Source organism: Vibrio sp. Y10_XG_PY6, assembly GCF_024181795.1.
Taxonomy (GTDB): Bacteria; Pseudomonadota; Gammaproteobacteria; order Enterobacterales; family Vibrionaceae; genus Vibrio; species Vibrio diabolicus.
Genome location: NZ_JAMZAQ010000003.1, coordinates 22,673 through 35,919, shown reverse-complemented (window position 1 = coordinate 35,919; position 13,247 = coordinate 22,673). Strand labels below are relative to the sequence as shown.

The 13,247-nt window shown below is 47.6% G+C and carries 12 protein-coding genes; 6 read left to right on the top strand and 6 right to left on the bottom strand.

Annotated elements, in window-relative coordinates; all coding sequences use genetic code 11:
- Positions 1-51 precede the first annotated feature (51 nt).
- Positions 52-663: a bifunctional 4-hydroxy-2-oxoglutarate aldolase/2-dehydro-3-deoxy-phosphogluconate aldolase gene (locus NL644_RS16215; protein ID WP_005394384.1), complete on the bottom strand. Its 612-nt coding sequence runs from the start codon at positions 661-663 to the stop codon at positions 52-54.
- 9 nt (positions 664-672) lie between these two features.
- A complete protein-coding gene (locus NL644_RS16210; RefSeq protein WP_253658630.1) occupies positions 673-2,049 on the bottom strand; it encodes a GntP family permease in 1,377 nt (458 codons plus the stop codon).
- Between the two features lie 153 nt (positions 2,050-2,202).
- Here NL644_RS16210 and NL644_RS16205 point away from each other — a divergent pair, with 153 nt between their 5' ends.
- Positions 2,203-2,727 (top strand): gluconokinase, encoded by a 525-nt coding sequence (locus NL644_RS16205; RefSeq protein WP_253658629.1) that lies wholly within the window; start codon positions 2,203-2,205, stop codon positions 2,725-2,727.
- Positions 2,727-4,523, top strand: coding sequence for a phosphogluconate dehydratase (edd, locus tag NL644_RS16200; protein ID WP_253658628.1), 1,797 nt, complete (start codon positions 2,727-2,729; stop codon positions 4,521-4,523). Before NL644_RS16205 ends, edd begins: the two co-directional genes overlap by 1 nt.
- A gap of 358 nt (positions 4,524-4,881) precedes the next feature.
- Here edd and NL644_RS16195 read toward each other — a convergent pair whose 3' ends face one another.
- From NL644_RS16195 to NL644_RS16180, 4 genes are all read right to left on the bottom strand, one after another.
- Positions 4,882-5,211 carry an SMR family transporter gene (locus NL644_RS16195; RefSeq protein WP_005394379.1) on the bottom strand — a complete coding sequence of 110 codons (330 nt, stop codon included), beginning with the start codon at positions 5,209-5,211 and terminating at the stop codon, positions 4,882-4,884.
- Complete coding sequence (locus NL644_RS16190) at positions 5,208-5,612, bottom strand: SMR family transporter (protein WP_048624587.1); 405 nt, start codon at positions 5,610-5,612, stop codon at positions 5,208-5,210. The genes NL644_RS16195 and NL644_RS16190 overlap by 4 nt, the downstream gene beginning before the upstream one ends.
- 271 nt (positions 5,613-5,883) lie before the next feature.
- Positions 5,884-6,819: a LysR family transcriptional regulator gene (locus tag NL644_RS16185; RefSeq protein ID WP_114323015.1), complete on the bottom strand. Its 936-nt coding sequence runs from the start codon at positions 6,817-6,819 to the stop codon at positions 5,884-5,886.
- A 55-nt stretch (positions 6,820-6,874) separates the two neighbouring features.
- Entirely contained in the window at positions 6,875-7,882 is a 1,008-nt protein-coding gene (locus NL644_RS16180; protein WP_181869494.1) for a LacI family DNA-binding transcriptional regulator, read from the bottom strand.
- Between the two features lie 219 nt (positions 7,883-8,101).
- Between NL644_RS16180 and NL644_RS16175 the strand changes: the two genes are divergently transcribed.
- Genes NL644_RS16175 through NL644_RS16160 form a run of 4 tightly spaced genes read left to right on the top strand, consistent with a single transcriptional unit; the run spans position 8,102 to position 13,083 of the window.
- The gene (locus NL644_RS16175; RefSeq protein ID WP_114323013.1) at positions 8,102-9,454 is read left to right on the top strand and encodes a serine/threonine-protein kinase; all 1,353 of its coding nucleotides are present in this window, start codon (positions 8,102-8,104) and stop codon (positions 9,452-9,454) included.
- A gap of 13 nt (positions 9,455-9,467) precedes the next feature.
- Entirely contained in the window at positions 9,468-10,946 is a 1,479-nt protein-coding gene (locus NL644_RS16170; protein WP_253658627.1) for a chromosome partitioning protein ParA, read from the top strand.
- 2 nt (positions 10,947-10,948) lie between these two features.
- Positions 10,949-11,521 (top strand): sigma-70 family RNA polymerase sigma factor, encoded by a 573-nt coding sequence (locus tag NL644_RS16165; protein WP_005394366.1) that lies wholly within the window; start codon positions 10,949-10,951, stop codon positions 11,519-11,521.
- Between the two features lie 2 nt (positions 11,522-11,523).
- The gene (locus NL644_RS16160; protein WP_253658702.1) at positions 11,524-13,083 is read left to right on the top strand and encodes a hypothetical protein; all 1,560 of its coding nucleotides are present in this window, start codon (positions 11,524-11,526) and stop codon (positions 13,081-13,083) included.
- Positions 13,084-13,247: the final 164 nt, after the last annotated feature.

The following is a 13,247-nucleotide window of genomic DNA, read 5'->3' as shown; positions in this document are numbered from 1 at the left end:
TTGTGTCACGTTTTCTAACGTTCGGGGGTATTTCGGAGCCGTTTGTGCATTTTACTTAACTGCACGAACCAATTCAGCAATACCTTCCCAATCGCCGTTGTCCATCATTGCGGTTGGCACCATCCAAGTACCGCCACAAGCTACAACCGATTTCAGCGCTAGGTAATCTTCCACGTTGGATGGGCTTACGCCACCTGTTGGCATGAATTCCACTGGGTAAACCGCCGTCAGTGCTTTCAGCATGTTTACGCCGCCTGATGGCTCAGCAGGGAAGAACTTCAACGTACGCAAACCCATTTCCATCGCTTGCTCAACCAAGCTTGGGTTGTTTACACCTGGTACGATAGTCACGCCACGTTGCTGACAGTATTTCACTGTGGTTGGGTTGAAACCTGGGCTAACGATAAAGTCCACGCCCGCTTCGATCGCGATATCCACTTGTTCTGTGGTCAGAACGGTGCCCGCGCCAATCAACAGCTCTGGGTACGCTTCACGCATGATGCGAATCGACTCCGCCGCCGCTTCGGTGCGGAATGTTACTTCAGCACATGGTAAACCGTTTTCTACCAACACTTTTGCCAGTGGCAGAGCGTGTGCTACGTCGTTGATTGCGATAACTGGGACGATTTTGATTTCTCTTAATCGTTGTTCAAGTGTTGTCATGGGGAACCTCTAAAGAATAAAGCTTAATGTTGCGACGATAATAAACGCGATACCACCAAGTAACGTTTCCATTACCGTCCAAGTTTTTAATGTGGTTTTCTCATCCATCTCAAGCAGACGAGAGGCCAACCAGAAACCAGAGTCATTGAAGTGAGACAGTACCGTTGCACCACCCGCAATCGCGATTACGATAAAGCAAAGGTCTAGTTCACTCAAACCTGTTGATGCTGCCACAACTGGCGCGATAAGAGCCGCCGTCGTGGTTAGCGCTACGGTTGCCGAGCCTTGAGCAACACGCAGACAGGTTGAAATCACAAACGCCGCCACAATCACAGGCATACCTGTGTCTGTAAGAACGTCAGCCAGTGCATCACCAATACCGCTTGAGCGCAGTACGCCGCCAAACATGCCACCTGCACCCGTGACTAGGATAACACCACAGATAGGAGCCAATGACTCACCACACAATTTTTCTAGTTTTGCCATGCCGTAGTCTTTGGCAAACACAGCCAGACAGACAATCAAAGTGATCAGCAACGCTACTGGGGTTTTACCTAGCATACGTAGAAACTCAACCAGTGCCGTTTTGCCATCAATCACACCCGCAACCGCCAGTGTGTTCAATACCGTATCCAAACAGATTAGCAGGACTGGCAGCACAAGGATGGTCATAACCGTGCCAAATTTTGGTGCGTTGCGCTCATCCACCATCGCTTCGCCATTAAAGAAGGCTTTAGATAGTGGAATATCGAATTTTTTGCCCGCGTACAAGCCAAATAGGTAAGCGCCAAGATACCAAGTGGGAATAGCAACCAAAATACCCACCACCAATAGCAGACCGATGTTTGCGCCAAGGAATTCTGCCGCTGCAACCGGACCTGGGTGTGGTGGAACAAACGCGTGCATAACCGCAAAAGCACCGGCAGCAGGCAACGCGTATTTAATTGGTGAGCCACCAAAACGAGCCGCCACACTTAGAATGATTGGCATCATCACCACAAGTCCAGCATCGAAGAAGATTGGGAAGCCAAACAGTAATGAAGCGACGCCCAAAGCAAATGGTGCGCGCTCTTTACCAAAACGACCAATCAAAGTGTCTGCCAGCACTTTCGCACCGCCAGTCACTTCAAGAATTTTACCGATCATCGCACCAAGACCAACCAGCAATGCTACGGAAGCCAGTGTGCCGCCGAAGCCGCCCATCATGGTCGATACGACTTTCTCAGAAGGAACGCCAGTGGCGATTGCTGTGCCTAAACTCACCATAGTAAGGGAAGCAAAAGCATGGACTTTCAGTTTAATGATCAGAACGAGTAACGCTGCAATGGCAAGGCCTGCAATCGTCAGTAGGAACGTAGGATCTGGGGCTTGGGTTAATTGCTCCATAGGTTCACCTTTAAGAATTATTGTTTGTGTTATGGTTCACATTTATTTCAGTTACCGGTAACATGTTACCGATAACATAAATAAGATAAACCCATATTTTAAAGTGAATTCAAAAATTGAGATCACGCGCAAATTTGGTTATGAGGATAAGTTATGGCTGGTAGTAGTGTCATCGTTATGGGCGTTTGTGCTAGTGGTAAAAGCACAATTGGTGAGCATCTAGCGAAAAAGCTAGGGCGTAAATTCATTGATGGTGATGATCTTCATCCACGAGCGAACATTCAGAAAATGGCATCGGGCCAACCTCTGAACGATGATGATCGCAAGCCATGGCTAGAACGCATTCGTGATGCGGCGTACAGCCTAGAAAGCAAAAACGAACACGGCATTATTGTCTGTTCAGCACTGAAAAAGATTTACCGCGATCAGATCCGCGAAGGCAACGACAACGTGACCTTCCTGTTCCTTGATGGCGATATGGAGTTGATCCTGAATCGCATGCGTATGCGCAAAGGCCACTTCATGAAAGAAAACATGGTGAAGAGCCAATTCGAGACGCTAGAGCGCCCAGACAACGAGCCTCAAACTCTGATCATCAGTATCGACGGAGACATCAGAGACGTGGTGGAACGCTCTGCCGCTGAGCTAATCAAAATGCAAGCGATCGAGGTGGCGTAATGACTCACTCTGTTGTTCTTGAGGTCACACAACGTTTGACCGAGCGCAGCCGTGAAGCGCGCGCTGCGTTTCTTGCTCGCACCGAAGTGCAAGCCGAAGCTGGCAAAGGCCGTGTTGGTTTATCTTGTGGTAACTTAGCTCATGCAGTCGCCGCATCTTGCTCTTCTGAAAAGAAAAATATTCTCGATTTTACTCATGCCAATGTCGCGCTGATCAGCGCCTACAACGACATGTTGAGCGCCCACCAGCCGTACCAAGACTACCCAGCACAAATCAAAAAAGTGCTGGCGGACTACGGCCATACGGCGCAAGTCGCAGGTTGTGTGCCAGCGATGTGCGATGGGGTGACTCAAGGTCAAGCAGGCATGGATATGTCGCTGTTTTCGCGTGACTTAATTGCGCAATCAACGGCGTTATCTTTGAGTCACAATGTCTTTGATGCCACATTACTGCTTGGTATCTGTGACAAAATCGCCCCGGGGCAACTGATGGGCGCGCTGTCTTACGCGCATCTACCGACTGCGTTTGTACCAGCGGGTCTGATGGCAACAGGCATCAGCAACGAAGAGAAAGTCGACGTGCGCCAAAAATACGCAGCGGGTGAAGTCGGCAAAGACGCTCTGCTGGATATGGAGTGTCGCGCTTACCACTCTGCGGGTACGTGTACGTTTTACGGCACCGCCAACACCAACCAGTTGGTGTTCGAAGCCATGGGCTTGATGCTGCCAGGTTCGGCATTCATTCATCCCCATACCCAACTGCGTAAAGCGTTAACCGATCACGCGGCTCTGAAAATCGCCTCAATGACGGCGGGTTCTGCACACTTCCGTCCGTTGGCAGAAGTGGTCACAGAAAAGAGCTTGGTCAACGGCATCATCGCTCTACTCGCATCTGGCGGCAGTACCAATCACACCATTCATATGATCGCCGTGGCGCGTGCTGCTGGCATCTTGCTCACGTGGCAAGACATCAGCGATCTGTCGGATGTGGTTCCTTTGTTAGCTCGCGTTTACCCGAACGGCCCAGCCGATATGAACGCGTTCCAAGATGCGGGGGGCGTGCCTGCGTTATTACACCGCTTGAACCAATCCGAGCTTTTGCATCGCGATGTGAAACCCGTGTTTGGTGAATTTGAAGATCAGATGACGCTACCGAGCCTTGTCGATGGCCAACTGACTTGGACACCGTGCCAAGGTAGCCAAGACAGTGACGTGATCGCCAAACCAGACGCCACTTTCCAAAATACTGGTGGCACTCGCGTATTGACTGGCAACTTGGGCAAAGCCGTGGTGAAAGTGTCTGCGGTGAAAGAAGAGCAACGCGTGATTGTGGCACCTGCGATCGTATTCCAATGCCAACACGAAGTGGAAGCCGCGTACAAACGTGGTGAGCTGAACAAAGATTGCATCGTTGTGGTCACACATAACGGCCCAGCGGCAAACGGCATGCCTGAGCTGCATAAACTGATGCCAATTCTCGGCAACGTGCAAAAAGCGGGCTTTAAAGTGGCGCTGGTTACTGACGGTCGTTTGTCTGGCGCGTCAGGTAAAATTCCGTCTGCGATCCATGTTTCTCCAGAAGCCATTCGTGGCGGCGCGATTGGTTTGGTGCGTAACGGCGATTTGATTCGCCTTGATTGCCAAACGGGCGAATTGAACAACTTAAGTGACACCACTGGTCGCGATTTGATTCATTTCGACACCGAATCTACCCAACAAACATGGGGACGAGGCTTGTTTAGCGTGATCCGCCAAAACGTCTCTAGTGCAGAAGAAGGCGCAAGCTTCATTGTTTAAGGCGAGAAGAAAAACCTCGTCATTTCGACAAGCCTATGCAAGATCAGGAATTTAATATCAACGTGCTGTGAAGCCAGAGAAAACAACTCTGCCACAGCACTTTTTTGTTGGTAGATTCTGAATCACGCTCGTCCCTCGCTGTTCAGAATGACGAGATGTGGGATTGGTCATTTTTCTTTTTCAATAAACTAATGAATCCGTCATTCCGACGAGCCTAAGCGAGATCAGGAATCTACTATCAACGTGCTGTGAAGCCAGAGAAAACACCTCTGCCACAGCACTTTTTGTTGGTAGGTTCTGAATCACGCTCGTCCCTCGCTGTTCAGAATGAAGATATCTGGGGGGTCAGAGGATTGCATTAAGCGGTTTTCATCACCACGACCGCAGCAATCACCACAAAGATACCAAACCAGCCGATTGGCTTGAGTTTCTGTTTAAACAGCAAGGCTCCACCCACTGCGGTACCCAAGATACCGATCGCGCCCCAAGAAGCATAAGCAATGGCTAAGTCGATCTCTTTAACCGCTTGTGCCAACAGCGTGAATGCTGTCAGTACCAACACAATCGCGGTAATGCCCCAGCCTTTGTATTTAAAGCCGTGAGAACGTGTGAGCGCCATGTTCGCCACAATGTCGACCAAGGCAGCCATCACGACAAATCCAAATGACATCGTAAAAAATTGACTCATGATTCACACCTTACACTTGTAGAAAATGAACGTTCTTTTGCCAGTTTATCGGAGTTTTTCTTGGTGTTAGATTGACCGTGTGACTCCCCTAAAGTCACACAAACGATGCCGATGACAGCTAACATCAAACCAAGCAGCTCTTGGGTATTTAAGTCAGAATCAAACAACACGATTGAAACGACCGTGATCAATGAGATACCCAACCCTTCCCAGACAGCGTATGCCACGCCGATAGAAATTTTTTTCGCTGCAATCGAGAGGAAGTAGTACGACACCGCAATCAATACGTACATCACGATGTAGCCCAACCATCCATGACCTTGTCCGATAAAAGACATGGTGCTGGTGCCTGCTACTTCGGCAACGATGGCGAGCAATAAAAATAGACGTGCAACTAGCATGATGAATCCTCCATCAGAAATTAAAAAACTGCATAACGGAGAATGGTGAATGTCACGCATCTGTATCGACATTCAAAAAGTTAAAAAGATAAAAATGAGCCACTTCTCCTGACTATTTGAGCTAAGGTTAGCGCTGAGCAGAAAAAAGAGACAGGTAATTGAGATATTCATTTTTGAATATCTATAGGATCGAGTTGTCTATGTAATCACACATTTTCTTCATGGTTATCTTATGCAGAGAATCTCGGTGACGCGAGACAATAATCCGTCGTCACTGTGCGAAAATTAATGGCATCTTCAGAGTTTGGCGTACCACTTTATGTAAGTGTCGGTGCAAAGGATGGTTGCGATTGGTTTGTAAGAAACCGCCAGAGACGACAAACTGGCTAAACTCACGGTTGACCAAAGGCATCGCGTAAGAGTCCAGCTCCGGCATCAATACTGCTGAGCTTTGGCTGGCATACATAATCGCGTCGGTTTCTTGCAACATTTGGCAAGCCACGCGCAAATTATAGGATTTCAATAACACCACAGGCTCATAGCCCATGCGGCGATACTCGGACTCCACGGTACAAAGTGGTTTATACGAGGCGGGCGCAGGCAGAGACACCAGAGGCAGTTTGGAGACCGTGTCCCAATCATTGCTGACTTTCGACAAAGTCGGGTGGTTTTTACGTGCCAAAATCACCCGTTTTTCAACAAACAACGGACGCATATAAATGTCTTTCGACAGCTCGGTCTCTTGGTCTAGAATGCAGTAATCGTGCTCACCCTCTAACATTTCATCGTGCGAGTAACTGTTCCAACTGGAAAAGGCAAAGTGCGCTTTGGGAAAGGCTCGATGGCAGCCAGTTAGCAATCGCTGCCCTTGCTCATCCATCAAATAAGGGTCGGTCACAATCGCGATCTGCCCTTGGTATTGCTGAGGGTCGAATACTTCAAACTCTTGCACCACTTTTTCCAGTGGTGCAATCATGTTATCGAATTCGGCAGCAAGGCGAATCGCCATGGGAGATGGCTCTACCCCATGCGCTTTACGCACAAATAGCGGGTCATCAAACACTTGCTTGAGCTTCATCACGCCGCGGCTGGCGCTCGGTTGAGAAATGCCCAACTGCATCGCGGCCAGCTTGATGCTGCGGTTTTCCACCACGGCCTTTAATAAACGCATTAAGTTGAGATCCAATGCATCCAGCTGATGTGCCATACCCTAACCTGCCAATACCATTGATGAGCGAATACAGAGAGCAGTTAACTGCGAGTTAAACACTCTCTCCGGAGGTAATTTGATACCCCATATCAACCACTTTTTCTTCTTGCGCTTCACCTTTCAGACGCGCAATTAAAAGCTCTGCGCTCTTTACACCAATTTGGAAACGCGGCGTATCAACGCTGGTCAGCTTCGGACTGATGGTCTGACCAATATCCAAGGCGTTATAACCCACCACCGCTAATTGCTGCGGGACTTGAATGCCACGTTGTTGCGCGCTCAGCATGGTCCCTATCGCGATGTCGTCGTTGGTACAGAATACGCCATCAAGCGTTGGGTGAGTTTCTAGCGCGCGTTCAAGCAAATCATGGGCTAAAGAGAAGCTAGAGTGGTCACCCGTTAATACGTGCTTAGGTTCTAGCCCTGCTTCCGTCATCGCGCGATCATAACCTTGCATACGCAGCTTGGTTCGCGTATCCAAACGCGCCCCAAAATAAACGATTGTGCGCTTACCTGAATCTAGCATCTGCTTAACCGCCGTGTACGAGGCATCTTCATGATCTAGCCCAACCGCCATATCAATCGGCTCTGGAGGCAACTCCATGGTTTCCACTACAGGGATCCCTGCATTTTTTATCATTTGCAATGTACGCGGCGTGTGATGGCTTTCAGTTAAAATAAGTCCATCGACCTGATAAGAGAGTAATGACGCGATCTTGCGTTCTTCTTCAAGCTCATCGTAGCTAAAATGCGCTAAAAGCGTCTCATAGCCATTGGCTTTGGTCACCATCTCGATGCCCTGAACAAAGGAAGCAAAAATTTGGTTGGACAATGAGGGCAGTAAAATACCAATGGCTTTACTGGACGACTTTGACAACATAGCGGGGGCGCGGTTTTCGATGTATCCCATCTCTTCAATCGCAGTCGCAATCTTGGCCCGAGTCTTTTCTGCCACCGATTCAGGGTTACGCATATAACGTGAAACCGTCATCTTCGTGACACCAACTTGGTCTGCGACATCCTGCAATGTCGTGCGAGTTTTCTTATTCTGTTGAGCCATAAATATGTGATTTATCAGTAATGTTACAAGTAACATTATGACGAATAGACTCTCTGCCGACAAGCTCAGTGAAAATAATTCGCAAAATCATGACGTTATTATTGTATTAGCCACCAAATTGCGTTTCATACATTGTGAGTCAAAGCCGAATAAATAAATGACATTTATATCAAAGTTCTTATAAAATGCCGTACCTAAAAGAATAAGACATTAGGCACAGTGCAGTTAGGCTCTAGCGAAACCCAGATTTACTATCACTTGCTTGATCTGGACGACTCCCAAAAGCAGCAATACCTCCAAGCATTGCAACAAAGTCAACCTGAGCTGTATCAACAACTCGTTCCTCTTTTAGCCAATGAGACACCAGAAGAACAACTAACGCAGTTACTTTACTTTGGTGCTCACCAGGCTACGAATCGAGACGTCGATCTAAGCGGAGAAGTCATCAGTAAGTATCGCCTAACTCATGAGTTGGGTCGCGGTGGCATGGGTGTCGTTTACGCCGCCCTACGTGCAGATGAAACGTTCGAACAAGATCTGGCCATCAAGTTTATTCAAAGCAATTTGAGTAATGTGCTGGGACAACGTGCACTCTTCGATGAGGCACAACTGCTCGCGCGCCTAAACCATCCATACATAGCGAAAGTGTTTGATGGCGGCCTTCATCAAGATTCAGTTTACATCGTGATGGAGCGGGTATTTGGTCAAACCTTAGATGAATACCTGTCAGAAAATAAGCTGGAAAAGACAGAAAAACTGCTGCTGTTTAAGCAGATTTGTCAGGCGATGGAGCACGCCCACCAGCATCATGTTTTGCATGCCGATCTAAAACCAGAAAATATACTGATCGATCGTAGCAAACGACCCAAACTGCTCGACTTCAACTTGACTCAAAAAGCGCACTCCACCCGAGAGGGCTCACCCTCGGCACTGATTGCGTTTAGCCAAAATTTTGCCAGCCCTGAGCAGCAGGCAGGACAAGTACTGACAGAGCAAAGCGATGTTTATTCATTGGGCAAAATCCTCGCTTTGATGTTTCCGTCACCAGCGGTTTGGTCTGATGTGTATTGGGTGATAAGACGGGCGACGCGTCCAGCCACCCAAGTGCGATACTCAGATGTACGAGCGCTACGCATTGATATCGAGCGAATTATCGAACGTCGCCCTATCGAGCAGAAAAAACACTGGCCGTTGTATAGCGCCTTTCGCTTGGTGCAACGGCGCCCTCTTGCTTCTGCATTGTCAGGCATCATCGTGCTATCAGGTGTGCTATTTGGCAGCGCCATGATGCAAAAGAATATCCAACTGCAACAAGAGAAGAAGATTGCAGAAGATATGATGTACGAAATGACTCGCCTTATCTTCCACGCGAAGGGGCAGAATGTCGAACACCTCTCGGTGAGCTCCATGATGGAGTTAACACGAAGGCGGATACTCTCTAATCCAGATATCCCCAAACATATAAAACAAAAAATGTTGTTGGCGATGATGACACCGGTGCCAAAGAAGCACCTAACTACTCCAATGAGTTGTCAGCCAAATTGTGCGTCTGAGGACAGCACCAACCCATAAGGCTTAAAACAAGATGTATACACGTTCAGTGGTATTTTGGCTGTCTGCATTGACGGCTACCTCCACGTTAGCAGCAGACACTTCTGCTGCCACTTCACACCCGCCCACTTCATCCTTGAAGCAAGGCTACTTTATCGATGCGCCGGTGACTGGCTTGTATTACAAAACCAGTTCCAATATCACTGGCGTTACCCAACAAGGGGCATTTCACTACCAACCTGGTGATGTGATTAGTTTCTTCCTTGGCAACGATGAGAAGGGTTATCTGCTGACAACCTTATCGAGCCAAGAAGTGCTTACACCGACGATGGCAACAACCAAACCCAGTCGTAGCATCAATATGACGCGCCTGCTGCTCTCTCTCGACAGCACGCCTGAGAATCGTAAGGAAATTGTCTTAGCCAACCGCGTGTTGTCTGATGCTCGCTTTCAAAACCAGCTCAAGGGCCTTGACCTCAATTATCTGGATGACGCCAAACGTCACCTCAATCTCGACTGGGTATCTGTCAATGAGGCGATTGAGCACCTAAACGAAAGCCAGCAGTACATTGAAAAAAACTTTGCCTCAGATGAGATCATCTTTGAACCTCGCGGCATGACGTTCAAAAACATCGTGATCAAAAAGAAAGATTGGCAAGGCCGAGCTTGTGCTTACGACTTACGTTATCAACATCATCCTAAATATCGCCCTCCGTTTGGTGAAACTCGATTCACCATCACCAAAGATTCATTGATTGAGCATCCAAGCATTGGCGACCATTTTCAAGGCTGTTTCCTTTCGATGAAGCGCCCTATCACGGAAGATGTTGTCGAGCCGATAAGCAAATTTGCGGATTGGTTTAATATCGTTGGTTGTTCAGTCACAGGGTGCACCCGCAACGACTTGAATGGCTTCTCTCTTGAAGACTTTGATGATGAAGGCGACTGGAAATACCGCTCCGTTGCACTCAACTTTGATCCAAGTACTGAGCTACTGATGGAAAAAGTACAAGGCCTTGGGCGTAAAAAAAACATCCACATCCACCACCACAATCGTACAGAAATGCTGTGGTTTACGTATCCCAATACTAGCGAACACGACATTGACTACCTCGGCGTGTGGCAGCAAACCGAATACCACCAGCAGTCCATGACACAATCGTGCCTATTGATGCGCCACCAACAAGTCATGCGACTGCCACACAATGCAGACACCTGTCCAACCGACGCAAGCCTATACACACAAGATGTCACCCAAGAGTATGCGGACATGTGGTGGGTCAACAATGACGAACCCAAAGCCGAGCTTGCGCAAATGAATGTCATGGTACGTTGGTCAACGACCCCTGCCGAAATCAATTACACCACTTGGGAATATCTGCCTGCTGGCGCAACTTGGGAACAAGGCATTTTATATCGCTATCAACAAGATGTTCTCCGCAACCGAGACGGCTCTGATCGCATTGAAACCCACACCATTTCTGAATTTGTCAAAGTGAGCGAGGATGTATAACCATGGCAACAGCAGTAGCACTAACACAAATCATTCAACAATGGCAATCTGGTGATAAACAAGCCGAGAGTGAGCTTTACCAATTTGCGTATTTGCAGTTACGTAAGATCGCCCAACACGAGCGTGAACGAAACGCGGAAAAGTACGGCACCGACAACAAGGTATTGGCCGATAGCGTCAACAGCACCACGGCATTAATTCACGATGCTTACCTGAAGATGTCCAACTGCGACATGAGTGAAATTGAAACAAAACGTGATTTCTTTTTGATGGCCGCCAAAGTGATGCGTCAAATCTTGATCGATAACGCACGCTCACACCAAGCGCAAAAGCGCCAACACATTACGTTGATGAGAGATGAAGAAGATCGCTTCGAACAATTGATCATCATGGATAAAGCTCTGGATAACTTTAGTAGCCGTTACCCACGCCAATCAAGTGCACTCAAACTCAAGTATTTAATGGGAATGAAAAACCAAGAAATCAGTGAACTACTCGAGTGCAGCGCGAGCTTAATAGAGAAAGACCTAAAATTCTCTCGCAGTTGGTTGCAATCACGAATGGCGCACGCGTAATGATAAGCAAAAAGTTTTGGATAATCGGCGCAATCTGCGTCGGTTTGCTCGGCGTATACTGCATGTCAGACGAATCCAGCTTGGCATCCGCGGCGGACTCATCAGACAGCACGAGCCAATCAACCACGCGAACACATCGTCAATATGAGCGCACATCTTTAGTTGAAGTAAAGCAAGCGTTGACAGGTTCTGCGTTGGAGAACGCCCACAAAAAAGACGGTGATGACGCCTTCAACTCTGCCATTTTAGGACAACCAGGGCCAGTTACGAACCCATTTCATACTACAGAAGACGGCTCTTTTTACGACTCGTCTGTGGGTTATGAAGACAGCCGCTCAAAAGAGGACCCATCAGAGAACAATAAACCCATCATCAACCTCACGGTGGAACAACAGCTACAAACCATTATTTATGCTTGGGAGCTCAACCAAAACTCTCCGATTAGCTATTCGCTCAATCTTAACCAACTGTTTGAAGACCCGGATGGTGATCTCCTCACCACTCGGATTTGGCTCGAAAACGCCAATGGATTAAGGGTGCTAAACCAAGGACAAATGATGGTACTAGGTGCACCAGAGAACATTAAAACCACCACATACCTGGCGGTAGCGGCGCGTGATGATTACCACGGCGACAGCGACCATGCGTGGGTCACAACACGTTTTGAGTTGCCTGTTGTCACTCCAGGTCACAATGACACGGAACACCCGTTAATTGGCGACACTGTCTATCGCTTGGAGACGACGCAAAACCTTGGCGGTACCGCGTACGCGTATGAAGTGGTGTATTGCGAAGCGTTTCAGTTTGAGGATGACGAGGTACGTTATGCCGCCTCAAACAACAAACACCAGTGTCCTGAAAAGGGAGACTTAAAAAAGGTGGGTGAGTACAAAATCAGTGATGACTCGTTGATTGTTTATGTCCACGGCGTACGCCAAATTTGGACCACCAAAAAGGTATACGCATCTCAGGTTCATAAAGAGACTCAGAACTATTTCACCACCGTATTTGATGGCAAACAATTCGAAAGCTACACCATGCAAAAAAACAAGCAATCGATGGAAAAACGCATCAATGTCCACACTGGTGAGTACGAATATCAAGGAACGTTGTTTGACTACCTCTTTCCCATTTCGGGAGGAGGTTACATAAACGGGACTGCTAGCAACTACATATTTGATAGAAGTGTTCAGGGTAACGAACCTGTGCACAAACTGGACTCTGATCTCAATATGAAATCAAACCAACATGACCTATTTTGTCATGATTATTTATTTTACTGGTACAGCTCTATCGTAGCGGGGCGAGGAGAGTTTGCCGATATTATCTCTAGCTCAATGGATTTTGACGGCATAACTCCAATACATTGTGCTGAATGGCCAGATGATTACTGGCAACGAACATTTATGTTTTACAATCTTGAATACACAGATTACGACATATTCATTCCAGGCGAAGTCTACAGTTATGTGCTTAAACCTCACCCTCAATTTGCTGATCGTGTTGAGGAATTTAAGATCAACATGATTTATCACGCCCCCGTCCTTAGCGATACCCAATAAACCTTTCTTTACAGGTGGTTATTTTGACAAAACAATCATCCCCAAAATAAAACTGGAACCGTGATCAAATTATCAATTTTCCATCATAGACAAAAAATAGAAATAAATTTTACGGGTTTTGTGCGGTTTTTCGTGTCTTGAACCTAGGCTCAATAGTCATTAAA